The 22,716-nt window shown below is 42.7% G+C and carries 21 protein-coding genes, 2 tRNA genes and 3 pseudogenes; 17 read left to right on the forward strand and 9 right to left on the reverse strand.

Annotation, left to right across the window (positions count from 1 at the left end; translation table 11 throughout):
- Positions 1–92 precede the first annotated feature (92 nt).
- Positions 93–965, forward strand: coding sequence for a LysR family transcriptional regulator (locus CWO08_RS11375; protein WP_102479101.1), 873 nt, complete (start codon positions 93–95; stop codon positions 963–965).
- An 88-nt stretch (positions 966–1,053) separates the two neighbouring features.
- Here the strand turns inward: CWO08_RS11375 and CWO08_RS11380 are convergent, their stop codons facing one another.
- A complete protein-coding gene (locus tag CWO08_RS11380; RefSeq protein ID WP_016786183.1) occupies positions 1,054–1,290 on the reverse strand; it encodes a glutaredoxin family protein in 237 nt (78 codons plus the stop codon).
- A 137-nt stretch (positions 1,291–1,427) separates the two neighbouring features.
- On the opposite strand from CWO08_RS11380, the gene CWO08_RS11385 reads away from it, so the two are divergent.
- Positions 1,428–1,925: a YgjP-like metallopeptidase domain-containing protein gene (locus CWO08_RS11385; protein WP_004734935.1), complete on the forward strand. Its 498-nt coding sequence runs from the start codon at positions 1,428–1,430 to the stop codon at positions 1,923–1,925.
- Between the two features lie 4 nt (positions 1,926–1,929).
- Positions 1,930–3,252 (forward strand): 23S rRNA (adenine(1618)-N(6))-methyltransferase RlmF, encoded by a 1,323-nt coding sequence (gene rlmF / locus CWO08_RS11390; protein ID WP_048668595.1) that lies wholly within the window; start codon positions 1,930–1,932, stop codon positions 3,250–3,252.
- Between the two features lie 89 nt (positions 3,253–3,341).
- On the opposite strand, the gene pilW is transcribed toward rlmF, so the two are convergent.
- Both pilW and metA read right to left on the reverse strand, forming a co-directional pair.
- Positions 3,342–4,109 carry a type IV pilus biogenesis/stability protein PilW gene (gene pilW, locus CWO08_RS11395; protein ID WP_048658542.1) on the reverse strand — a complete coding sequence of 256 codons (768 nt, stop codon included), beginning with the start codon at positions 4,107–4,109 and terminating at the stop codon, positions 3,342–3,344.
- 169 nt (positions 4,110–4,278) lie between these two features.
- Positions 4,279–5,220, reverse strand: a complete 942-nt coding sequence (gene metA / locus CWO08_RS11400; RefSeq protein WP_048658543.1) for a homoserine O-succinyltransferase — start codon at positions 5,218–5,220, stop codon at positions 4,279–4,281.
- Positions 5,221–5,494: 274 nt separating this feature from the next.
- Between metA and CWO08_RS11405 the strand changes: the two genes are divergently transcribed.
- Together CWO08_RS11405 and CWO08_RS11410 are read left to right on the forward strand one after the other, a co-directional pair.
- Positions 5,495–5,863 carry an ATP-binding protein gene (locus CWO08_RS11405; protein WP_108020457.1) on the forward strand — a complete coding sequence of 123 codons (369 nt, stop codon included), beginning with the start codon at positions 5,495–5,497 and terminating at the stop codon, positions 5,861–5,863.
- Positions 5,864–5,941: 78 nt separating this feature from the next.
- The gene (locus CWO08_RS11410) at positions 5,942–6,364 is read left to right on the forward strand and encodes a DUF3859 domain-containing protein (RefSeq protein ID WP_048611912.1); all 423 of its coding nucleotides are present in this window, start codon (positions 5,942–5,944) and stop codon (positions 6,362–6,364) included.
- Positions 6,365–6,472: 108 nt separating this feature from the next.
- Here the strand turns inward: CWO08_RS11410 and CWO08_RS11415 are convergent, their stop codons facing one another.
- Positions 6,473–7,579 (reverse strand): M20/M25/M40 family metallo-hydrolase, encoded by a 1,107-nt coding sequence (locus CWO08_RS11415; RefSeq protein WP_019824125.1) that lies wholly within the window; start codon positions 7,577–7,579, stop codon positions 6,473–6,475.
- Between the two features lie 260 nt (positions 7,580–7,839).
- On the opposite strand from CWO08_RS11415, the pseudogene CWO08_RS11420 reads away from it, so the two are divergent.
- Positions 7,840–9,804, forward strand: a pseudogene (locus CWO08_RS11420) (diguanylate cyclase).
- 97 nt (positions 9,805–9,901) lie between these two features.
- On the opposite strand, the gene CWO08_RS11425 reads toward CWO08_RS11420, so the two are convergent.
- Positions 9,902–10,087 carry a hypothetical protein gene (locus tag CWO08_RS11425; protein WP_048658547.1) on the reverse strand — a complete coding sequence of 62 codons (186 nt, stop codon included), beginning with the start codon at positions 10,085–10,087 and terminating at the stop codon, positions 9,902–9,904.
- Between the two features lie 272 nt (positions 10,088–10,359).
- On the opposite strand from CWO08_RS11425, the gene CWO08_RS11430 reads away from it, so the two are divergent.
- From CWO08_RS11430 to CWO08_RS11440, 3 genes are all read left to right on the forward strand, one after another.
- Positions 10,360–11,022, forward strand: coding sequence for a DUF2726 domain-containing protein (locus CWO08_RS11430; RefSeq protein WP_048658548.1), 663 nt, complete (start codon positions 10,360–10,362; stop codon positions 11,020–11,022).
- 168 nt (positions 11,023–11,190) lie between these two features.
- Positions 11,191–11,267 (forward strand) — tRNA-Val (locus CWO08_RS11435).
- A gap of 70 nt (positions 11,268–11,337) precedes the next feature.
- A tRNA-Val gene (locus CWO08_RS11440) sits at positions 11,338–11,414 on the forward strand.
- Between the two features lie 399 nt (positions 11,415–11,813).
- Here the strand turns inward: CWO08_RS11440 and CWO08_RS11445 are convergent.
- Together CWO08_RS11445 and CWO08_RS11450 are read right to left on the reverse strand one after the other, a co-directional pair.
- A complete protein-coding gene (locus CWO08_RS11445) occupies positions 11,814–12,458 on the reverse strand; it encodes a hypothetical protein (RefSeq protein WP_146161761.1) in 645 nt (214 codons plus the stop codon).
- Between the two features lie 5 nt (positions 12,459–12,463).
- Positions 12,464–12,709: a hypothetical protein gene (locus tag CWO08_RS11450; protein ID WP_258185320.1), complete on the reverse strand. Its 246-nt coding sequence runs from the start codon at positions 12,707–12,709 to the stop codon at positions 12,464–12,466.
- Positions 12,710–12,987: 278 nt separating this feature from the next.
- On the opposite strand from CWO08_RS11450, the pseudogene CWO08_RS11455 reads away from it, so the two are divergent.
- The 3 genes and pseudogenes from CWO08_RS11455 to CWO08_RS11470 all read left to right on the forward strand — a co-directional run.
- Positions 12,988–13,881: pseudogene (locus CWO08_RS11455) on the forward strand (ISAs1 family transposase); the annotation flags it as partial.
- A 488-nt stretch (positions 13,882–14,369) separates the two neighbouring features.
- A complete protein-coding gene (gene ltrA, locus CWO08_RS11465) occupies positions 14,370–15,602 on the forward strand; it encodes a group II intron reverse transcriptase/maturase (protein WP_258185321.1) in 1,233 nt (410 codons plus the stop codon).
- 170 nt (positions 15,603–15,772) lie between these two features.
- A pseudogene (locus tag CWO08_RS11470) lies at positions 15,773–15,982 on the forward strand (transposase); the annotation flags it as partial.
- A gap of 100 nt (positions 15,983–16,082) precedes the next feature.
- Here the strand turns inward: CWO08_RS11470 and ltrA (CWO08_RS11475) are convergent.
- Together ltrA (CWO08_RS11475) and CWO08_RS11480 are read right to left on the reverse strand one after the other, a co-directional pair.
- The gene (ltrA, locus tag CWO08_RS11475) at positions 16,083–17,555 is read right to left on the reverse strand and encodes a group II intron reverse transcriptase/maturase (RefSeq protein ID WP_108020459.1); all 1,473 of its coding nucleotides are present in this window, start codon (positions 17,553–17,555) and stop codon (positions 16,083–16,085) included.
- Positions 17,556–18,312: 757 nt separating this feature from the next.
- On the reverse strand, positions 18,313–18,534 hold the full coding sequence (locus CWO08_RS11480; protein ID WP_108020460.1) for a helix-turn-helix transcriptional regulator: 222 nt from the start codon (positions 18,532–18,534) through the stop codon (positions 18,313–18,315).
- A gap of 111 nt (positions 18,535–18,645) precedes the next feature.
- On the opposite strand from CWO08_RS11480, the gene CWO08_RS11485 reads away from it, so the two are divergent.
- The 5 genes from CWO08_RS11485 (at position 18,646) to CWO08_RS11505 (ending at position 22,714) form a co-directional block, all read left to right on the forward strand.
- Positions 18,646–18,882, forward strand: coding sequence for a hypothetical protein (locus CWO08_RS11485; protein WP_017070423.1), 237 nt, complete (start codon positions 18,646–18,648; stop codon positions 18,880–18,882).
- Entirely contained in the window at positions 18,875–20,095 is a 1,221-nt protein-coding gene (locus CWO08_RS11490; protein ID WP_108020461.1) for an Arm DNA-binding domain-containing protein, read from the forward strand. Before CWO08_RS11485 ends, CWO08_RS11490 begins: the two co-directional genes overlap by 8 nt.
- On the forward strand, positions 20,092–20,403 hold the full coding sequence (locus tag CWO08_RS11495; protein WP_108020462.1) for a hypothetical protein: 312 nt from the start codon (positions 20,092–20,094) through the stop codon (positions 20,401–20,403). The genes CWO08_RS11490 and CWO08_RS11495 overlap by 4 nt, the downstream gene beginning before the upstream one ends.
- 138 nt (positions 20,404–20,541) lie before the next feature.
- The gene (locus tag CWO08_RS11500; RefSeq protein ID WP_108020463.1) at positions 20,542–20,832 is read left to right on the forward strand and encodes a hypothetical protein; all 291 of its coding nucleotides are present in this window, start codon (positions 20,542–20,544) and stop codon (positions 20,830–20,832) included.
- 388 nt (positions 20,833–21,220) lie between these two features.
- The gene (locus CWO08_RS11505) at positions 21,221–22,714 is read left to right on the forward strand and encodes a sigma-54 dependent transcriptional regulator (RefSeq protein WP_108020464.1); all 1,494 of its coding nucleotides are present in this window, start codon (positions 21,221–21,223) and stop codon (positions 22,712–22,714) included.
- Positions 22,715–22,716: the final 2 nt, after the last annotated feature.

Below are 22,716 nucleotides of genomic sequence, written 5' to 3' on the forward strand. Positions count from 1 at the left end.
AGTTAGTAAGCTATTTGTGAACAAGTTATCAGTACAAGTGTGATTAAAGAAATATATTAAAAATATCACCTCTATATATTTAATATATCGCCATGCTTGAATCAAAACCACTTCGACATTTTCTGGCTGTTGCGCAGTTTGGTAACTTCACCCAGGCCGCCAAAGCGCTGCATATCGCACAGCCTGCATTGAGTATTTCTGTTAAAAAACTCGAACAGACGCTTGAGTTGATTCTCTTCCGTCGAGGAGATAAATCCGTAACATTAACGGAAGAGGGAAAAGTATTGTTCGAACACGCCAAGAGGATTACTCAACAGTTCGATGATGCTCAACTCGCAATGAACGAGTTAAAGGGGTTGGAGAAAGGAGAAGTGCGGTTAGGCGCTCCAAGCATGATGGGGAGTTACTTTTTCCCACAGGTGGTGATGGCATTCAAGAGCCAATACCCGAACCTAAAACTGACGATTATAGATGCTGGTACTGCTTCGATTCGTGAAATGTTATTAAACGGTGAGCTTGATATCGGCGTGATTAATCATGAAAACGTGCCTGACGACCTCGAAACTGATCATCTATTGAGTTCTGAAATGTTAGCCGTCGTTGGTAAAGATCACCCATTGGCAACGCAAGCATCCATCACCTTTGAAGAGTTTTTCGCTCAAGAGCTGATCATGTTCAAGTCGGGTTATTTCCACCGTGACTTTATCGATGCGACCTGCAAAAAGTACAACCTAGACATGACCATCGCATTCGAAACCAACTTGCTCCCGATGATTCTTTCTATAGTGAAGCGAGAGTTCGCCATTACCGCACTACTCAGCTTAGTGACAGAGTACGAGGAAGATGTTGTCGGCGTGCCATTCAAAGACCCTGTGAAACTGAACCTCTCTTTGGCTTGGAGAAAGGAAGGATATCTTTCGAAGGCAGATAGAACCTTTATTGATTTCGTTAAGCGGTATGTATGATTTAGTAAGATATAAATAAACAAAGCCCGAAAATCCTAGGTTGGACATTCGGGCTTTGTTTGTAGAAATATAAGTCTCTTAAATCACGTTAAGTGTTCTTAGAGTTATACATCTTATCGAAGTTCTTCTGATTCCAACCGACCATCACTTGATCGCCGATCTTAAGCACTGGTATAGAGCGAGCACCCATCGCCTGTAACTCTTTACGGCCACGCTGCATCTTTGCATTCGTCAGGCGGTAAACAATTTTCTTAGAGTCTAAATACCTTTGGGCATCTTTACAGTGCGGGCATTTGTCTGCGACGTACAATACAACACGTTTCATTTTTTCATTCTCTTGGTGAATCTCGTTAAAGTGTAACGAATCCTAGGTGATTAGAAAAGTGTGATCAGTTACACTATGCGGCTCAATTTTCAAGACCACAACGTATTGTCGTGGTGTAACTTGTACGGTCTTTCAGCATGCATCCTTCTTTACGCTATATTCAAGGCTATCCTAAGCACATTCTTGATCCTGTGACTCAACTTGTCGAGTCGGGTAAATTGGTGCCTTGGTTTGAAGCTCGCTACCCAAAGAATCATGAAATAAAAAGCGAGAAAGCCCTGTTTGACTATGCGATTGAGATAAAAAATCGCTACATGAAAAAAACACCACCGATCAGCAAAGTGATTTACGACGGCAAGATACACCTAATCAATAATGCGTTAGGTCTTCATTCTTACGTTGCGAAGAATCACGGTGGAAAGATCAAATCAAAGAATGAAATTCGTATTGCCAGTGTTTTTAAAAATGCACCAGAACCTTTACTTAGAATGCTGGTGGTACACGAACTGGCGCATATCAAAGAGAAAGAGCACGACAAAGCCTTTTACCAACTATGCTGTCACATGGAACCGGAATATCATCAACTTGAGTTGGATGCCCGTTTATTCATGATGTATTTAGATTTAAAGAAGTAGCCCAATGAGCCAATCACAAAATAGAAAGACGCTAAGCCTGTCGAAAAACAGCACTTCATCAGCAAAAACAAAAGACAATCAAGCTGATGTTAAGCCAAGTACAGCTAAGCCAAGCAGCGACAAGCGTATTTCTACAAAGAACACATCAGATAAAAGCCGCAAGAGTAGTGCACCGAAAGGTACGGGCAATAACAAAGCAAAGCGACCTTTTGCAAAAGATAGCAAAGGGAAGCAGGGTGCGAATAAAGGATCATCAAATAAGGGTTCTTTTAATAAAACGGCTTTTAACAAGAACGCAGCTCAGAAAAGACGTTCTTCTGAAAAACCTCAAGGTGGATTACACCCAAGAAACCAGCACACTGGTCGTTATGACTTTGAGTTGTTGGTTGCCTCGTTGCCTGAGCTAAAAGAGCACCTGATCAAGAACCCAGTAGGAGAAGACACCATTAACTTCTCTGATCCATTGGCCGTTAAGCTACTCAACAAAGCTCTGTTAGCACACCACTACGGCGTTAAACATTGGGATATTCCTGCTGGTTACTTGTGCCCGCCAATTCCTGGCCGTGCAGACTACATTCACAGAGTGGCCGACATCCTTAATAGCGATGGCCAAGGCGAACCCTATAACCACGCGTCTGTGAAAGCATTAGATATTGGGGTTGGTGCAAACTGTATCTACCCAATCATTGGCACCACGGAATACAAATGGCGTTGCACAGGTACAGATGTTGATCCTGTTTCCATCAAAACAGCGAACTTCATTGCGGAAAGCAACGTTAATCTAAAAGGTAAGATCCGAGCTCGCCTACAAGCTGACTCTGAATCTATCTTTAAGGGCGTGATTAAGGGTAATGAACGTTACGATGTCACTATTTGTAACCCTCCATTCCATAGCTCCCTTGAAGAAGCGGAAAAGGGGTCACAACGTAAACTGGATAACCTAGCGGCGAACCGTGCTAAGAAGGCAGGTCAGTCATTTAAGCCAGAAATGAACAAGAAGCCAGCCAAGCAAAATAAATCAACTAAGCAAGATAAACCAACCTTAAACTTTGGTGGTCAAAAAGCCGAGCTTTGGTGCCCGGGTGGCGAAGCTGCTTTCATCATGAAAATGGCGAGAGAGAGCCAGCTTTTTGCTACTCAAGTTTTGTGGTTTACGACATTGATCTCTAAGAAAGATAACGTCGATATGGTTCGTTCAGAGCTGGGTAAGCTACGAGCTAAACAAGTGAAAGTTGTCGAGATGTCGCAAGGCCAGAAGGTGAGTCGTTTTATCGCATGGACCTTTATGGACGATGAACAAAGACAAGAGTGGATCGCGCTTAAGTAACGACTGCACTTAATTAAGATATTAAGTCGAAATTATGAACGGGCTTGTTGTTAACGCAACAAGCCCGTTTTTTGTGTTTTGCATATTCGCTAAGCAGAAAGCAACTCATCTAACTTACTCTGATATTTCTGCTCTAGGGCTCTGTTCCCGGCTTTGTTTTCGAGATCGACCAAGATTTGAAGTGATGGAATTTGATAGCCATAACGCTGGTGGAATTTGAATAAACGAAGTCGAGCCTCATTGTAATCGGCTTCACTTACTTCGATTTTAGAAAGCTGTAATATCGACTTTACTCGATTTGGGTCATGGTCAATGGCGCGAGTGAAGTAGTACTTCGCTTGGTCAGTATTGCCAGCCTTAAATGCGCAAAATGCCGCGTTTTCATAACTTGCAGACACCAAGTAGTAGTAGGGTTGGTCGATGGCTCGATTGAAGTACTTGTCGGCTTGTTCGTATTCGCCCTGTTTACACAAAAATGTACCGTAGTTGTTCAATACATTACCGTTTCTAGAATCGAGACTGAGTGCTTTGCGGTAAGTGGTTCTCGCTTCGTCTACTTCGCCCACTTGTTCGTAGTAATGCGCCATTGAAAGTCGAGCACGGTAGTAGCTAGGTGCGTGCTTGATAGCCAGCTCAAGATTTTCACGCGCTCTTACCATATTGCCTTGTCCCATATAGCCCAAACCTAATTCGATTCGAGATTCAGACATCGCAATAGGATCGCTTTCAATTTTTGGTGGTCCTTCAGTGACAGAGACGCAACCGACCAACGAAAGTGAGGTGAGTAGTACCAAACTTGATAACGAAAGGGGGCGGTGCAACGAAATCGGATTTGAGAATGACGGCTTGGCAGGCATGTGAAGCTCCTTATGAACACCAACCCATCATATGAAATCAAACCCATTGAAGTGGTAAATCTATTATGGAATGCGACTCAACCACCATAAAAAAACCGCGTCCAATTTGGAGTCTTATCAACAACCTATTGAACACGGCTTTATGTGTTTGTGAATCGGAAGAGAGAACTTAATCGTCTTTGGTAAAGTTGTCTTCGCTGAAATGCTCCAGATCGTAAGGCGTTTGTTGGTAAACGCAGTAGTTTAGCCAGTTAGAGAATAACAAGTGGCCATGACTACGCCAGCTTGCAACAGGCTTGTTGTCTGGATTGTTGTTCGGGTAATAGTTGATTGGAATAACAGGCTCCATGCCTTCACCTAAATCACGAATGTATTCATTGTGAAGTGTATGGGAGTCGTATTCAGGGTGACCCGTTACAAACACGTTTCGCTTATCTTTGGTTGCTGCTAGATATACACCCGCAACATCAGAAGTCGCAAGAACATCAAGGTCGGTATGTTCAGCTAAGTACTCTTGAGAGAAGTCCGCATAGCGAGAGTGCGGTGCCAAAAATGTATCGTCGAAGCCACGCAGAATAGGATGGTATGGGTTATGTATCTCGTGGTTATAAACACCAGACAGCTTCTCTTTACGAGTGCGTTTTGGCAAATCATACAATAACTTCAAACCAGCCTGAGCCGCCCAACATACGTATAGCGTTGAAGTAACGTGCTTGTTTGCCCATTCCATGATGGTTTTCAGGTGATCCCAGTAGATAACATCTTCAAATTGAACCAAGCCAAGCGGCGCGCCAGTGATGATCAATCCATCAAAGTTTCTTCCTTTGACCATTTCAAATTGGCGGTAGAAGTTATCAAGGTGTTCAGTCGGTGTGTTTTTGCTCGGTCGGTCATCAATGCGCAGCAGCTCTACGTCCACTTGTAATGGGCTGTTTGATAGTAGGCGTAAGAATTGAGTTTCGGTTTCAATCTTCTTCGGCATTAGGTTGAGGATCAAGACTCGAAGTGGACGAATTTCCTGTGTCGATGCTCTTGATAACGGCATAACGAAGATGTTTTCTTCACGAAGAACATCGGATGCTGGCAATTGGTCTGGAATGCGAATAGGCACAGCTTTCTCCCTAAGCTAGATATGTAGACGTCTATACATCTAAATCTATAGTAGTTTGATACGCTTGTCGATATGCAAAATGGATAGATGTAAATTATTTGTGTTTTCTATCAGGAGCAATCCACGGGCATAGAGGGGAGCCTCATAACATTCAGTGATTGTCTGAGTCGAGTGTAAGTACTTGGTTTTCGATGTTGAACAAAGGCAGTTATCAGAGAAACTCGTTGGTATTTGAGATAAACTTGAGCTTTCGAATTAGCCTGTAAAGTGACAGATGAAGTTAATACTCATTCGAGGGTTGCCTGGTTCTGGCAAGTCAACAAAAGCAAAAACCTACGATGCATTGCATGTTGAAGCCGATATGTATTATGTGAATGAGCAAGGTGAATATCACTTTGACCCTAGACAGCTGCAACAGGCACATGAGTGGTGCCAAAACACGGCTGAAAATGGTCTAAAGCAAGGTCTTGATGTCGTGGTCTCAAATACCTTTATTAAGCACTGGGAAATGAAGGTTTACCGCCAACTAGCACGCAAATATAAAGCAGAATTGATTATCGAAGTCTGCCGAGAGCAATATGGCACTATTCACGACATCGAACCATCGGTGATTAAGCGTATGGCGAAAGATTGGCAAGAATAGCCTCGTTCTTCCTCTGCTTGCATGGCTGTATGGTAACTAGAATTAAATTAATAGAACAACTCCAAGGTAACGATTGAAATGGCAAAGCGCTCTGTTGTGGTCGACATGACTTCTTATGGTATCTATTCCACATGGGATTCCAAATCTAAAGATCTTCCAAAAATCCAAGAGTTCACCACCATCGTTGATGCTGAAATCGACGTGGAGTTTGGCTATATCCTGAATATAAAAAAAGCCAAAGGTGAGAAGATTCGTTACTGCATTTATCACCCGAACATCACCACAGACAAAGGTGAAGTGCTCGAACCGTTTGATGGTGAAGAGTATGTCGGCAACAATGATTGGGATTTCTACTTAGGTGACACTATCTGGGCACCTGTCTCGAACAAACTAGGAAAATGGCGTATGACGGTTGAGCTAAAAGGCAACATCATCGCCGACAAGACATTCGACCTAGTAGCAAAAGACGAAGGCCAATTCTGGAAGCGTAGGGGGTTTTAGGTTCGACCTTCTATGTTCACCTAAACAGCAAAAAGCCGAGCATCGTGATGATGTCTCGGCTTTTTTCATTGTGCTAGATAGAAGTGACTACCTAACTAATGGATTCGATTATTGCGTTACATAAGCCACAACAAACTCAGTTATAGCGACCATGTCTTTCACTGCAATGTACTCTTCAGTGGTGTGAACTTTCGCCATACCAGTAGAAAGGTTAACTGTTGTTAGGCCTTTCGCGTTGAAGTTGTTTGCATCACTACCGCCGCCAGTGCGTTTAGTGTTCGCTGTTACGCCAAGCTTCTCAAATGCTGATTTGATAGAAAGAATATGCGGGTGATCATCTGCAATAACGAATGCGTCGTAAGCACGAGTCGATTCGATTTCTACTTCAGCGCCGAACTGTTTCGCGCTTTCTTCGAATGTCGAGATCATGTGTTCAACTTGTGCTGTTAGTTTTTCACCGTTTAGAGAGCGAGCCTCAGCCACGACTTTAAGCTCTGGCATTACGATGTTAGTTGCTTGACCGCCTTCAACAATACCCACGTTTGCTGTTGTTTCTTCATCGATACGAAGCAGGTTCATCTTAGTGATAGCGTCTGCTGCCACTTGAATCGCACTGATGCCTTCTTCTGGTGCTAAACCAGCGTGAGCAGGGCGACCTTTGATCTTCGCAACGATTTTTTGTTGGCCAGGCGCTGCGTTTACGATAGTACCAATCGGACCGCCTGTATCTAGCACAATAGCGTGCTCAGATTGGATGTAAGACATATCGAAGTTCAGAGAACCGAATAGACCGCCTTCTTCGAATACGGTGAATGCGATTTCAATCGTTTTGTGTGCTTGGCCTTCAGCTTGGATTACGCGAACCGCTTCCATGATAGCCGCAATACCAGACTTATCGTCACCGCCTAGGATCGTGTTGCCTTTTGAACGGATGATACCGTCTTCGATGATTGGCTCAATGCCGATACCTGGCGTTACTGTGTCCATGTGGCAGCTGAATACTGTGCTACCTGGAAGTGTGCCATCTAAACGTGCGTAGATGTTGAAACCGTTCGATACTTCTTCCGGAACTGCCAGTTTGTGTACGTCAAAGCCTAGTTCGCCTAGCTGCTCAGCCAGCGCTTCAGCGATGGCTTTTTCGTTGCGTGATTCACTATCGATTTTCACAAGATCACAGAAATGGTCGACTAGACGTTGTTCATTAATTTGGGTCATTGTTAATTCTCATTATGCTTCCGCTTGTTCGAAAAGAAGCCGCGGAGGTAGGAACAGGAAAATCACTATAACGCCAATGTGCCAGATGAATGCCTGTGTTAAATCAAGAAAGTTGCCTGATTATGCTATTTAATTAGAAAAATCTTATTTATATCGTCGAGCTGGCAACATTTTAATCTGTCTAGGGCTCGGGTATAATGCGTTTCTAATATAGATAAACAGCAGTGATATGAGAATTCAATTTGGAACGGCCTTGATACATGAATAAAAACAACGTTTTAGGATCCTTTCTACTCGTTGTGACAATGAGTGCCGTACTCGGGCTTTATTTGTTGTACCCATTGCAGGACGACGACCTAAGTCATGCGCAATCAACGAACACTGATGCTTACACCCCAGAAAACGAACTGGCTAAGTCCGCATATGGGCTCCAGTTAATCAAACTGCTTGAGCTATCTCGCGGTGATCCACTTCTCGCGCAACAAAAGCTTACTGAGCTTGCAGAAACTTCACCTACAAAACCTTCAGCTATTTAACAAGCTTACCGTCTGATGATTCTGTCAAATGTCGCCCATCATCAGCAAGATACAGAAGCCGTCATGAGATACATTCAACAGCTTGAAGAATTGGCTGACCACAAAGCTTTGTTGTGGTTGAAAGCCCAGTCGCTTGTTGAATTATCCATCGAGAATTTGAAAGAAGGTGAACTCGCTGCCTCTGAAGTTCAAATTCGTTCCGCAATCGATATAGCTGAGTCCATAAGATACGAAGAACTGTTGGTCAAAGCCTATAATACGGCGGGCGCCATCAATAACGTTCGTAACGACCTACAAGATGCTCAATACTTTTTCCATCAAGGGATACAACTTGGGAAAAAGTACCCAAAGCATATTTATAACAGCAAGCTCATGTCTAACATGGCATTGCTTTACATCTATTTGGAAGATTGGCCGAAAGCACTCAAGATCATTGAGAAAGCCAAAAAGCTCTATTATCAAAGCGGATTACTCGAAGATGAGGCCATTGGTATCCTCTACATTAACGAAGCCTTCACCTATTTAAGCAGTGGCGATCTCGTAAAAGGTCGTATTGCTTATAACAAAGCGAAGCAGCTGAATAGTGAGAGAGTAAGTACGCGATACAAGGTTCTATTGCTCAGAACATACAGTGATGTATTGCTTGCGGAAGGGGAATTCCAATCAGCACTCAATGTGACGAATCGATGCATTCATTATCCTGGGGTCGAGAAATACACGCTTCAACATGGGCAGTGTTACCTCAACCGAGCGTTGGCGAAAGTCGGACTGAATAAAGATGATGATACCCTGGCAGATTTTCAACGCGCGTTCGACATTTTTGAAGTTGTGGGTAGCCGGAATTGGAAGGTGCTCGGATTAAAAAGGTTGGCTCAATATTACGAATCGAAAGGTAATCTTGATAAGGCATTACACTATTACAAGCTATATTATAAAGCTAATAAAGCGCTGCTTTTTGACAAGCGCCAGAGTGATATCTTTCTTTTAGAACAAGACTTTGCAACAGCGACACTCGCTAAGGAAAACGAATTACTCAACACGGAAAAAGACCTGAATGAGTTGTTACTGCAAAAGCAGCAACTTAGGAATCGAATCGTTGTCGCATTGATCATTATGGTGGGTATTAGCGCACTGTTATTGATGATTCGATTGCGTTCAATCCAAAAAAAGAACAGCGCCTTGTTAACCCAATCAACGACTTGTGAGCTTACCGGCTTGTTCAATAGGCGTTATCTCGAACAATTACTAGCTCAACCTATGCCATTCGGTCACACCCAATTTGGAATGAGTTTGGCGATTCTAGACCTCGATTTCTTTAAGAAAGTGAATGACACCTACGGGCATGATGTTGGTGATCAAGTGCTGGTGGAAGTGGCTAAGCGTTTAGGTCAGGTAGTACTTAAAAATGATGTTGTTGCACGTTGGGGCGGGGAAGAGTTCGTTCTGTTATTTTCAGGCTCTCAAGATCCAGAACAACAACTAGAAACCATCAGGCTAGCCATCGCCCAGCATCCCATTGATACTCATGCTGGAACGTTGAGTCTTACCTGTTCAATTGGTGCCACTGTTAACATCGCTCAAGAGCAAGTTAACAATGGAACCTATAAGAAGTCGCTTAAAGCTGCTGACGATGCTCTGTATCAAGCCAAAGAGGCAGGTAGAAACCGCGTGGTTATCGCTGAAAGTTAATCTCTAATCTGGGAATAAAAAGCCATTCTGATCGTGGTTAGATAAGAATGACTTCTAGGCGATAATTTTGGTATCAGTGATAGATGAACGTATTAACTTACTTTGCGACGCCTTGCAGCATTTCAACCAGTTCGCCCTCTGTAGAAGGTTCTCTTGCTAGTTCAATAACAGCGGAAGCGCCACCTTTTAACATGTAAGCTCGAGTTCCGCAGTGGTCATAGTGGAACCACTTACCGTCTACACATACATCGGTATAACATCTTGGGTCTTGTTTGAGTTCCATATCAATTTCCCTATTAACATTTGCCTAACGTTTTTCAGACTAGTTGATCACAAGTTAAGGTAAATTGATCTAAATCAATCTAGAGTGTAATTGATGATTTGAATATCAAATAGGAGAGATGTGTCTAGCGTGGGAGCGAGCTCTCGGTGATTGCAGCGCTCAAAGGTCGTGATTCTGGTTGGTAACTCTCGCTCTTTTGCTTGCCAGGTGATGCTTTTCTACATACGCTAGCCACTCTCTTAATCCCTATACAGACTTGATTGTGTTGGAAAATGACTAATATCTTTATCGTTGTAATTGTTCTGGTTGTATTCTTTTACTTTATTCAAAAGTATGTGGTGAAACATGATGACACCAAAGACCATGCTTATCAGAAGAAAGGGGCGTTGATGTCGGCGCAACAGGCGACATTCTATAATGCGCTTAAATCCGCTGTGGGTAACCATGGGGAAGTGTTTGCCAAAGTCAGCATGTCGAACGTACTTGTTCCTGCTAAGACGAACAACAAGAAGAATTGGTTTATCGCCAACAACAAGATCTCTCGTAGTTACTTTGATTTTGTCGTCTGCGACCCACGAACGTTAGAACCCCGTGTGATCATCGAACTCGATAACGGTAAAGAGCTCAATAAAGGGAAGGTCGACCGCGAAAAGCTACTGATTCACGTCTGTAAATCGGCAGGTTTACCTTTGATTGGTGCTTCGATTAAACACAGCTACCAAGTAAGCCGTTTGAAGAGGTTACTGGCAGCGCACATTGATTTAATCGAACCATCCAAAGAAGTTCGATTTTGTAAGAAATGTGGTAGCCCGATGATCATCAAACTGGCAAGCCAAGGCGATTACAAAGGCCGACGCTTCTTTACATGTAGCCGTCAACCTAATTGTACTTACACCGAGAACTACAATGTTGTGTTCGATGTGGATGAGGAATAACGTAAAGCAACACTCAATACTTAGTGTGATGTAACTCAACTTTATTTACGTTTCACGTCTAAAAATTCAACGTATTGGTGCGAATAAGAGCAAACGGTTGATTCAAGTGTAATTTCTACTTGCGCCGCAATAAATCAGTCGTTAATATCTTCCTCGTTCTAAAGGAATGCGTCCGTAGCTCAGTTGGTTAGAGTACCGCCTTGACATGGCGGGGGTCGGTGATTCGAGTTCACTCGGACGCACCATTCCTTCTTTAGTTTTTATTGCATAACTATTGAGTTTGTCACAATGGTAGTAATAAGAAATTAGAACATTGCCCGCTTAGCTCAGTTGGTTAGAGTACTTGCATGACATGCAAGGTGTCACTGGTTCGAGTCCAGTAGCGGGCACCAAATTCGTTCTTTATGAACAAGCAAAAAGCCCACCTAGCGTGGGCTTTTTTGTGCCTGTCATATTTACATAGTTATTCATTTCGTTTCAGCCTCGATAGTTTAGTTTCAGCAGACTCTTGTCTGGTTAGGCACAATTAGTTCCTTTCGTGCCCATGCAGTGCCCACGTTCAACTAACACGGCAAGTTTAGGCTGTCGCTACGCTCTCACCACTAAGAACTTAAATCTCAGCTTACTTTTAATCTTCCAACTAATGGTCTTCGGACTACGTCTACTATTGAAAATAACTAAAGGGCTGTATCATTCACCTTGAGTCAATGCATAGATTCAGCTGAGGGCTGTGACAGGTCTTACATTAGTGCCGCTTGTGTTTCTATACGTATGGTTTTTTTAATTTAGAACTAGTCACTATTCACCGCAAACGGGTGATACGTTAATCTCTCTTTCGGCTTCTCATTTGAATCAGTTTGAGAACTCCGAACTGAGTCTCTCCTACGAGTCTCTGCCTCTTTTGACTTGTCGCGTAGAACAAGCTTGCCATCTACTTCTATCCAGACATTTTTGTTGTAAGTTGGCACAGTTCTAGGCGTTGGTTCTTCGTTAAATTCTAACGGGCTAGGGACATAGCTGGCTTTTCGTCGGATGCTCTTACCGTTATCAATATCATCCATACGCTCTAACATCCGTTTAACAACAGTACTTTGAGGTTTTCCTATTGGTTTGGATTTGCTTTTTACGCTAGGTTGAGATGAAACTTTTACTGCAACAGAAGCATTGCTACGCTCACTTGTTTTAAGTTTCAGTAACTCTCGATCTTTTTGCCTGATAACGTGACCAAGTAAATCAATACTCTTTTCACTATTTTCGAGATTTTCTTTAAGTGGGATAACCTCTCCATTTTGTTTCTGATATAAGAGCCGTAAACGCTGAACCTCTTTTTCTGCTGCCTCTAACTTCTTCGAGACCTTTTTATGTGATTTGAAGGCATAAATAGCAGGTGCGATTAATGACCCTAAAACGATCGCTGCGATCAATTCTATTTCCATAGAGCTCATCGAGCTTCAATCTCGCTAAACCATTCGTTTGTACTCCAATCACTTGTGTTTTGGCTCGTTCGGATTGATACCGTCTGACCAATAAGCGTTTGTGCTTTCTCAAAGACTTCAATAGCAGTCTCTTTATACTTGTTAATACTCATCTTACGAACATCACCAGTACTATTTTCGATAAGCACTATAGAGCCAGACTTTCTAGCGGAAGTTAATGTACCAAAATCATTCCAAACAAAATTATTCATATCCAAACCTCATAATCCGTTGTACAGCTGCATCCTAGCTCTCTATTTGTGAGCTGTTTTCGAGCACCTAGTACTTATTTAAGGAAGATAGTCCGGGATTAGAAAAAATAGATCAATGAACAGAAACAAAGTTTTACATTAAGTTCTCAATCAGCAAACAATGGTCGGGTAGACGACACTTGTTACCAAGTGCCGTCCCCCTAAGAACCCCAGGGCGGGATCGCACTTTGTTAACAAATATGATCTAATAGTGCTAAATCCACAATCACACAGCCATTTTGAACTTAATCGAACACTTATCAGTCGTCCAAGACACTCGGTCAGACATTAATCAGAAGCATGATCTTATCGATGTCATGTTCCTTGTAATTAGCGCCATCGCATCTGGATGTGAAGGATGGCAAGATATTGAATTGTTTGGGAAAGACAAACTAGATTGGCTGAGAAAATACAGAACATTTGAACATGGTATTCCACGTCGGCATACAATAGCCCGTATTTTACGTTCAGTTGTCGCAGAATCTTTGCTAGAGGCATTAGCCCTGTGGATTAACGAGCAACGCACTAGTCAACACAAGCCGATAATCGCATTCGATGGAAAAGTGCTGCGTGGCTCATACCGAAATGACAAAAAAACAGCGTTACAATTGGTTACCGCCTACGACACTGAACGTGGCCTCGTTTTGAGTCAAAAGCCGACTGAGAGCAAAAATGGCGAGATCAACGTTGTACGCCAAATGCTTGATGTTATTAACGTAAAAGGCAGTGTCATCACCATTGATGCCCTGCATTGTCAGCGCGATACGCTCGAGAAAATTGCAGAGAAAAAGGCTCACGTTGTTGTTCAAGTGAAGAACAACCAGCCCAAATTGAGAGTGGCTATTGTGGAGCAATTTCAAGCTGTCTTTGAAGCAGGTAAAGAGAAAATAGTTACCGAAATCAAAGAGAAGCACCATGGCCGCAGTGAAGAAAGATATGTATTTCAGTTAAAGGCTAAGTTACCTAAAGAGCTTGCGGAGAAATGGCCGACAGTACGAAGCATCATTGCGGTGGAGCGGCATCGAGTGATCAACGGAAAAGGAAGTGTAGACACCTCATATTACATAAGCTCTATGTCGCCGAATCACAAAATGCTAGGCCACTACATTCGTCAGCATTGGCGTATTGAAAGTGTGCCGCAGGCACTGAAGTTAGCAGCATAAGGAGATGCTATGACTGAAGGCATAAGCTCAGGAAGAGATGGTGGTAGGCCCACCGAAGTCTGCTGTCGGAAGCTGGCTTCAAACCACTCCAAGTGGCTGTAGTTAAGAGCTATGGTCATGAGCGTTGGAGTCAAAGTGCGAACGAAAGTTCGGCAGGTACGATATAGAGAGACGAGTTAACCCGAACCCATGTGGACGCGTCGTAATCCAGAGATTGACATCAAAACCAAGGGCGTTTCTATCTCTTGGGATAAGTCTATGAGTAAACTCCGAATGCTGCATAGACGGTGTCCGGCGTATAGTGGGCGTGAATCTATATCAGGCTCTTTTTGGGAACTGCGGGAACCAGTCGTTGTGATGCCTAAGGAAGACATACAAGCCACTGAATTGGCGAGTATTAGAGTACCGATGCACAGCACTGGGACGGAGCTATCTGTAGTAGTGAGGAAACAGCTGTAATGGTTGTGGAGCGAAGGGGTAGCGTTAGGCCGTCGTTAAGTTCTGCCCAACTGACAATAAGTCAGGAGGAGGCAGAGGTTAAGACAAAACAATTCAACATTTCAAAATGGCAAGTAGTCAACGCATACAAGTTGGTGAAAGCAAATGCAGGCGCGGCAGGGGTTGATAATGAAACACTGGCCGAATTTGACAGGAACTTAAAAGGAAATCTCTATAAAATTTGGAACCGATTGGCATCGGGAACCTACTTCCCTCCGCCAGTACTGGCTGTAGCCATTCCAAAGAAAGCCGGAGGCGAGAGGATACTTGGTATACCAACCGTCAGTGACCGCATCGCACAGATGGTGGTCAAACTGACATTTGAACCCCAAGTAGAACCGCACTTCTTGCCAGATTCGTATGGATACAGACCAAAGAAATCGGCTCTAGATGCTATAGGTGTAACTCGAAGACGGTGTTGGGACTATGACTGGTGCCTTGAGTTCGATATTAGGGCATTGTTTGATAAAATACCGCACGGCCTACTGATGAAAGCAGTCGATAAACACTGCACAGAAAAGTGGGTAAGGTTATATATCAAACGTTGGTTAACAGCACCGATGAAAATGCCAGATGGAGAGTTGAAAGCAAGGGATATGGGAACACCTCAAGGAGGGGTAATCAGTCCTGTTCTCGCCAATCTCTTTTTACATTATGTCTTCGATAAATGGTTACACAAGCATTACCGCGGTATACCTTGGTGTCGATATGCGGATGATGGGCTGGTTCATTGCAAAAGCAAAGAAGAAGCCGAACACTTGCTAGAGGTACTGAGAGAGCGCTTTGCTGAGTGTGGTCTAGAGTTGCATCCAGAAAAGACCAAAATAGTTTACTGCAAAGACGGAAGCCGAAAAGGCAACCATGAACACACAAGCTTCGACTTTCTTGGATATACATTCAGGCGGCGATTAGTGAAGAATACCAAGCGAAACAGTATGTTTGTAAGCTTCACGCCAGCGGTGAGTAAGGTTGCTTTGAAAGCGATGAGGCGGAGAATTAAAACGCTGAAGGTACGAAGCCGAACAGATCTCAACATCGCACAGATATCAGGTTGGTTAAATCCAATGATAAATGGCTGGATTGGGTACTATGGTAAGTACTATCGGTCGTCGCTATACCCAGTGTTTAGACACATCAACAAAGCTCTGATTAGGTGGGCGAGACGCAAATACAAAAAAACTTCGTCGCCATAAGACTCGAGCAACGCTGTTCTTGGAAAGGATAGCTAAGCAGAATCCGTGGTTGTTTGCCCATTGGAGGCATGGAATGAGAGGATCGTTTGCCTAATGGAAGCGGTATGAACTGAGAGGTTCACGTACCGTTTTGCGAGAGGCTGCAGGGGGAGTTCCTGCGGTCTACTCACCACAGCCAGCATTACGTATTAGATGTTGTTTTTAAAGAGGATTACTCACGGATCACGCTAGATGGTGCTGTAGAAAATATAGCGTTGTTTAGACGCTTTGTGATGAACATGCTGAAGCAATGCGAATGTGGTGCACCAAGCCAAAAAGTGAAGTTGAAGAAGGCTGCTTGGAACGATGATTATCGGGCACGAGTCTTCTTTGGGTTATAAATTGAACAAAGTGTGCTCGCGCCCTGCTAAGAACCCAGCGTGCAACTTTCACTGCACTAGGCTCAAGCCTTCACGAAGGCATCGTTTGATACCCAGCAGCTTATAAAGCAGCGAGAGTAGGCTCCTTCCAAGAGTTGCGAGCTTGCCTTTTTGACTTTCTCTTAGCCAAGTATTCTTGGTGTTGAGGGTCATATGGTGTCGCTGCACTTCGGATTTTTACATGTCTCTCGATCGGTACTTTGGCTATTTGGAAGAGATTGAACTGGCAATCCATATCCATGATCTTCTGCCAACCATGAAAATGCCATTGGCCTTTTCGGTTGACGAAGTATTTAAGGGCCACCCAAGTTTTGGATTTTGTCGGATGACGCCTCACTGCCCAGTACCATAATGCAAGAAATAGCTTATGACCTACATATCCGAATACCTGTTTAGCCACGCAATGGCGATAATAATTAGCCCAACCCCTTAATTTCGGATTTATCAGTTTGATAAGATCGTTTACAGAGGTTGTTGCATGCTTTTTGATGAGTTCGCGCAGATTACTCAAGAACAGCAATGTATTAGATTTACTCGGTTTAATGAGCAATTTCCCTTTGTACTTTCTGTGATTGAACCCTAGAAAGTTAAAGCCGTTATCGATGTGTGTAATGTGCGTTTTCTCTTCGGATAATGTTAAGCCTCTTTCCGCTAAAAATTCAGCGATCAACGGTTTGATATCGTTCTCCAACACTTCCTTTGAAGCGCAGGTGACGACGAAATCGTCGGCGTATCCAATGAAATTGGCTCTACTACCCTTTTTGAGGGCCGTAGACTTAATATGCTGCTCAAGTCCAGCAAGAGTCATTAGCATCAAGGTTGGTGATATTATCCCACCTTGCGGTGTTCCCTCATCGGTGCGATAAAACAGACCTTTGTCCATAAAGCCAGATTTTAGCCATTGTTCCAACATTCTCTTATCAATAACGATGTTATCAAGAAGCCATTGATGGCCGATCTTGTCGAAACAAGCTTTAATATCCCCTTCAAGTACCCATTTAGCTGATTTCTTTAATGCCAAACATTTGAAACACTGCCCAACTGCATCGGCAGTACTGCGATTTGGCCTAAATCCATAACTATTAGGGTCAGCAAGCATTTCCGATATAGGCTCTAATGCAAGAAGATGGAGGGCTTGTTGCGCTCTGTCAATCATGCATGGAATGCCTAATGGTCTGAGCTTGCCGTTCTTTTTAGGGATGTAGATACGCTTGAGCGGTTGGGCTTTGTACGCCTTTCGACTCAATTGATTAACTGCTTTTATGCGGCGTGCATCTGTGTTCCAGATGACACCATCTATTCCAGACGTTTTACTACCTTTATTTTGAGATACTCGCCTTACTGCAAGAAGCTTGGCTGAGCGAGAATGAGTTAGTATCCACTGCAAGGCTTTCGCTTTACCGTGTTTACCTTCTCTAGTTGCCTTTGCGATACGCATCTGAAGCTTTAATACATGCGACTCAATAGGTTTCCAGTCGATAGACTGCCATTGAGCACTGTCAGGAGAGGCACTAATCTCTTTAGAAATCATCATTTGCGTTTCTCCTTAAATAAAGTTCTTCAAACTCTCTCGCAACGAAAGACCAGTCGGAAGTGGGCTCACTTTCGTGACCAGACACGAGTCTGTATCTGCATCGTTACAATGCAGCCTTCGCTTTCTCCGACCTCCTTTACCCGCATCACTATCGGCCACAAGGGCTTTCCCATAGGGAGCGATACAGGCTTACCCTGTTCCGTATGTTACGTAAAATGTCAACTTAGATGCCCACTCTAGTGCGGAGAGTACTTTGATCACGAAAGGCCAATACCCAACTCCTTTCCGACTCTCGTTGCCGTTTTGGCCACAGCGTATTAACCACTTCCGCTGCTTCATCATATGACGCACCTTTAATGGATTCACATACGTTCATCATATTGACTCCCTAGCACTTACCCGAATTGTGGTTTTCAGGAGGAACATCCTCTCACGATTTTGTTCCCACTCAGCCTAACGGCCAAGTTTCGTTACATTGTCAGATCCGCTACTTTATTCAGGATCTTAGGGTCATCTGGTGATACAGATGGTTCACTCTTGTCGTGGTGAACAACGCTTCATACGACTTCAGGTCGCACGGGCAAAACTAAGCTAGCGACTTGCTTTGCTCAATAAACTAGCAGTAACTGTACTATTAGGAGAGGGCTTATTAACCTAAGATAAAGTCCTTGTTCCAAACAATAGATCATCTGGAAGGGGAAATTGAAGTGGGATAGTTGAGAGATCGCTATGATCTAGATACGTATCTAACTGGCTCTTATTCTGGTATGTACTCTATAAGCTCTTCGATCTTGCATTCGAAGAATTTACACAATTCATTCAAAGTGGTCGTTGTGGTTGTATAACCTTTGTTATTAGCAAGCTTTGACATTGCGGAGCTTTGAACTCCAACGGCTTCGGCAACTTCAGATAAAGTAATCTTACGTTTTTCGCGTAACGATTTAATCTCTAGTAATTCTTTAATCTTATATTTAATCATTTCTATATAATTATTTGGTATATAAATCGTCTTGATAGGACGAATTAATGACTCTATAGTTTGTCTTGTCAGGACGAAGGTTGTTCTTGGCTAGCAAATAAGGAGGTCATTATGGACCAAACATTATTGACTGCAAAAGAGCTCGCAAGTCGTATCAAATTTAGCGCCAACTATATTAACGCGACATTGCGAGACTCTCTTTTCATCGAAGGTAAGCATTACATCCGACCTTTCAATGGTCGCAAAATTCTCTACATTTGGGAAGCTATTGAGCGGGATTTGTATCAATCTGCATCTCGAAATCAAAATATAATTCCAATGGCAGGAGGGCGTATCTGTTATGGGTAAAGTACGAGAACGAAATGGAAAACTATTTTTGGATTTTAGGTACAACGATATCCGATGCAGAGAACAGACAGCCTTACCTAATACCATTCAAAATACCAGGAAGTTGCAAAAGCTGCTCAATCAGATAGATGCCGACATAAGACTGGGGTCTTTCGTCTATAGAGATTACTTTCCAAGCTCAAGCAGAGCTGTTCGATTTCTTGAGGAGGACTGTAAGGCCGAAAAGGTAAAGCAGGAAATGTTGGGAAGTTATAAAAGTGCAATACACGAAGCACAAGGTACTTCTCTTATTTCATTAGAAGACTTTGCCGTTGAGTGGTATGAAGAAAACGAGAGTCGATGGAAAGAAAGCTATAAGGAGAGTATTCGTTTATACCTTTACAGATACCTTGTTCCACACTTTGGAAGTACTTCTATTGATCAGATCTCTAGGCCAGATATTTTGAAGTTCAGAGCCGAATTAGCTAAACCAAAATCGGGTAAGAAACTATCAGCAGAGTTTATTAATCACGTGATGACGCCATTAAGGATGATGCTGTCAGAAGCTGCAGATCGTTATGAATTTAGAACTCCTTTTGAAAATATTAAAGCGTTGAGAATTGATAAAAGAGACGTTCAGCCGTTTAGTCTTGAGGAAGTAATGCATTTTCTCGACAAAATTAGGGATGACTACAAGACGTATTTCACCACACGCTTCTTCACTGGTATGCGGACTTCAGAGATTGATGGTTTGAAGTGGCAATACGTAGATTTTAATTTGAAAACAATTTCTGTTCGTGAAACTTATGTGCATGGGCGAATGGATACAGTTAAGACGACAGGTTCTGCTAGAGATATTCAAATGAACTCTCATGTTTATGAGGCTTTGGAAAAGCAATTCAAGTTAACAGGGAAAGGAGAGTTCGTTTTTACTAATGCTTCAGGGAACCCTTTGGATAAAGGGAATGTCCGAGATCGAATTTGGAAGCCTGCGCTAAAAGAGATGGGGTTAAAGTATCGTCGTCCGTACGAAACGCGTCATACTTATGCCACTCTGATGCTGGCCGCTGGTGAAGCCCCTGAGTGGATAGCTAGGCAAATGGGGTATACGACGACCAAGATGCTTTTTCAGACATACAGCCGTTTCGTTCCTAATTTAACGCGGAATGATGGAAGTGCATTTGAACGTCTATTGAAAAAAGCTAATAGTGGTGGGTTAGGAGGGGATAAATGAAGTATTCTCCTTTGACAATCCATTGCACTAGTTTGTGCTTCGATGTGATTCAAGGGCAACATTTCAAAGCCATGTCACATCAGGATATCGATGAAAGCTATCAAGAAGTCTATTGTTTGGTAAGAGAAAGAACGTCATTACACCCAATGCATTATGTAAGAGAGCATAAGTTTGTGAGTGAGGTGGCGGAAGTTGTAGTAACGGTGCTTCATCACTGCTTGAATGAGCCTCTAAAGCGGGATTCTGATTGGGTACTTGAAGTTATTGAAGCATCAATTGATAAGTCAATAAAACGATATGTAAATTGAATGCTTAGCTTTATTGCTCATAGCTCCTAGAACGTCGATGTTCGCGTTAATCTAGGGGCTAAAATATTATTGTTACTTCTGCACGAATGTTCGTTTCGGTTGTCACTAAAAAATAAATGAGATTTTAAAGGGATTAATATGCTTAAAGTTGGAGTGATCGATTATATAGCGACAGGAGAAGGTCGACATATCTATATAAAAATCGGAACTGAAGACTCTATTCGACGCAACGTTGGAGATTGGCTTTATCAAGGTGCAGACGTATATTCTATTGAAGAATGGTTGGAAATTGATAGAGCCTCTGATTCCAGTAATCAGCGAAACTCAGCTGTAGTTATTCTTAAAACATATGCTCCTGCGTTATGGGATGCGATGGTAAAAGGTTTAGTTATGAACGTGGATATTGAATACCACGATAATCAAAGCTAACTAAGGCTTCGGTTTTAGCCACATTTATGAACCTCCTTTTAGTAGACACGTTTTTCACAAGCTAATAAACCTCATTTCGAAACCCCTTCAAATATTATGCTTCTCAACGAAACGACTTAGTTTGAGAGGCCTACCATGTGTAAACAATCTAGTTACAGCAAATACCAAAAGCGTGTAATAAAATTTTTATATGGTCTACTTGCCAGAAGCGTTATCGTGACTGTCAACTAGAAAAATAGTAATTAAAGTGCGTAAGATTCATTACATTTCGTAATTTAAATCACATAATAATTCATCGATATACTGTAACTTATTGATTTTATTTGTTATCGATATTGGCACGTCTATTGATGTAATAAATTGGTTATTGTTTAAAGAATGTAATTATATGAACAGAATTTTCGTAAGTTGGATTGGCTTCAACGATTTGAAAGCCAAAGATGATAAGCAGCAAGGTGCAATACTCACTTGCCTTCTGGAAGCCGATGTTGCCTACGACTCAGTCGTGTTACTTACAACGGAGAAGTCATCTCAAGTCTCCAACTACATGTCGTGGCTAAGAAGTTCACTTTCATCTCAAAAACGTTATAACGATACCTCTATCGAAACGGTTGAAAGAGCTGTTAAAACGCCTATCGATTATTATTCAATCTATGAACAAGCAAGAGAGGTTCTAGAGTACTTGTCTCAGCAGACGCGCCTGATCACGATAGGGTTGAGTTCAGGAACGCCCGCAATGTCAACGGTTTGGATGCTACTAGCAAAAGGTGTATTTGGTTGCAAATGCATTCAAGCATCACGAGAAAATGGCGTTGAGGAGATAAGCTTACCAGTAGATCTATCTTTGCACTATTTGCAAACTCAAGATAGTCATCTGAGCAAGTTGATGTCGGATAATACAGTGGCTTCATTTTCGGGGATTACGAGTCACTCTTCAGAGATGAATAGCTTGATTCAACTTGCCGCTCGAGTCGCCATCAGAGATGTACCTGTTGTCATTCAGGGCCCAACGGGAACGGGTAAAGAAGTATTGGCAAATGCGATTCACCAAGCAAGCAGCAGATCGCAAGAGAAGCTTGTAATCGTAAACTGCGGTTCTATACCAGAAAGCCTTATCGAGTCAGCGTTGTTTGGACACAAAAAAGGTGCATTCACTGGCGCAGTGTCCGACAAAAAAGGATTTTTTGCGGAAGCTGATGGTGGCACTTTGTTTCTGGATGAAGTTGGTGAGCTTTCTTTATCAGCTCAAGTTCAGCTATTGAGGGCAATACAGCAAGGCGAAATACAACGTGTAGGGGACGATACTTCGACCAAAGTGAATGTCAGAATTATTGCCGCTACCCACAAAAACTTGTTGGCAATGGTCGACGATGGTCTTTTTAGAGAAGATTTGTTTTATCGCTTAGCTGTAGGTGTATTGCAGGTGCCGCGCCTCTCTGAGCGAAAAGAAGATATTCTGCCTTTGTCAGAAGCCTTATTAAAGGAAATCAATCAAGATGCATCAACGCAACCTGGATTCAGCCCGAAGACTTTATCTGAGGGGGCGAAGCAACTTATTTATACATATGACTGGCCAGGAAATGTGCGAGAGTTGAGAACCACCCTGTTAAGGGCGTCAATATGGTCTGAAATTGACCTTATTGAGGATCAACACATAAGGCAGGCCATTATATGGAGAGACAGCAATACGACTAGCGATGATGTCTCATATATTGCTGAGGGGTTTGATTTAAACAATCATCTCGCTGAAGTGAAGAAAAAGCATATCGAACAAGCACTAGTTCAGACTAAGTTTAGAAAAAAAGAAGCAGCTGAGTTACTTGGTCTAGGCAATCACCAAACATTGTCGAATTGGGCAAAAAAAGTCGGTTTAGAAATATAAGG

This window comes from Vibrio sp. 10N.286.48.B8, assembly GCF_003050085.1.
Classification (GTDB): Bacteria; Pseudomonadota; Gammaproteobacteria; order Enterobacterales; family Vibrionaceae; genus Vibrio; species Vibrio crassostreae.

Excerpts from the sequence above, each read along its gene's own strand:
- CWO08_RS11375 (WP_102479101.1), top strand. The coding sequence starts at position 93 with ATGCTTGAATCAAAACCACTTCGACATTTTCTGGCTGTTGCGCAGTTT.
- CWO08_RS11380 (WP_016786183.1), bottom strand. The coding sequence starts at position 1,290 with ATGAAACGTGTTGTATTGTACGTCGCAGACAAATGCCCGCACTGTAAA.
- CWO08_RS11385 (WP_004734935.1), top strand. The coding sequence starts at position 1,428 with ATGCATCCTTCTTTACGCTATATTCAAGGCTATCCTAAGCACATTCTT.
- rlmF (WP_048668595.1), top strand. The coding sequence starts at position 1,930 with ATGAGCCAATCACAAAATAGAAAGACGCTAAGCCTGTCGAAAAACAGC.
- pilW (WP_048658542.1), bottom strand. The coding sequence starts at position 4,109 with ATGCCTGCCAAGCCGTCATTCTCAAATCCGATTTCGTTGCACCGCCCC.
- CWO08_RS11405 (WP_108020457.1), top strand. The coding sequence starts at position 5,495 with ATGAAGTTAATACTCATTCGAGGGTTGCCTGGTTCTGGCAAGTCAACA.
- CWO08_RS11410 (WP_048611912.1), top strand. The coding sequence starts at position 5,942 with ATGGCAAAGCGCTCTGTTGTGGTCGACATGACTTCTTATGGTATCTAT.
- CWO08_RS11415 (WP_019824125.1), bottom strand. The coding sequence starts at position 7,579 with ATGACCCAAATTAATGAACAACGTCTAGTCGACCATTTCTGTGATCTT.
- CWO08_RS11425 (WP_048658547.1), bottom strand. The coding sequence starts at position 10,087 with ATGGAACTCAAACAAGACCCAAGATGTTATACCGATGTATGTGTAGAC.
- CWO08_RS11430 (WP_048658548.1), top strand. The coding sequence starts at position 10,360 with ATGACTAATATCTTTATCGTTGTAATTGTTCTGGTTGTATTCTTTTAC.
- CWO08_RS11445 (WP_146161761.1), bottom strand. The coding sequence starts at position 12,458 with ATGGAAATAGAATTGATCGCAGCGATCGTTTTAGGGTCATTAATCGCA.
- CWO08_RS11450 (WP_258185320.1), bottom strand. The coding sequence starts at position 12,709 with ATGAATAATTTTGTTTGGAATGATTTTGGTACATTAACTTCCGCTAGA.
- ltrA (WP_258185321.1), top strand. The coding sequence starts at position 14,370 with ATGGTTGTGGAGCGAAGGGGTAGCGTTAGGCCGTCGTTAAGTTCTGCC.
- ltrA (WP_108020459.1), bottom strand. The coding sequence starts at position 17,555 with ATGATGATTTCTAAAGAGATTAGTGCCTCTCCTGACAGTGCTCAATGG.
- CWO08_RS11480 (WP_108020460.1), bottom strand. The coding sequence starts at position 18,534 with ATGATTAAATATAAGATTAAAGAATTACTAGAGATTAAATCGTTACGC.
- CWO08_RS11485 (WP_017070423.1), top strand. The coding sequence starts at position 18,646 with ATGGACCAAACATTATTGACTGCAAAAGAGCTCGCAAGTCGTATCAAA.
- CWO08_RS11490 (WP_108020461.1), top strand. The coding sequence starts at position 18,875 with ATGGGTAAAGTACGAGAACGAAATGGAAAACTATTTTTGGATTTTAGG.
- CWO08_RS11495 (WP_108020462.1), top strand. The coding sequence starts at position 20,092 with ATGAAGTATTCTCCTTTGACAATCCATTGCACTAGTTTGTGCTTCGAT.
- CWO08_RS11500 (WP_108020463.1), top strand. The coding sequence starts at position 20,542 with ATGCTTAAAGTTGGAGTGATCGATTATATAGCGACAGGAGAAGGTCGA.
- CWO08_RS11505 (WP_108020464.1), top strand. The coding sequence starts at position 21,221 with ATGAACAGAATTTTCGTAAGTTGGATTGGCTTCAACGATTTGAAAGCC.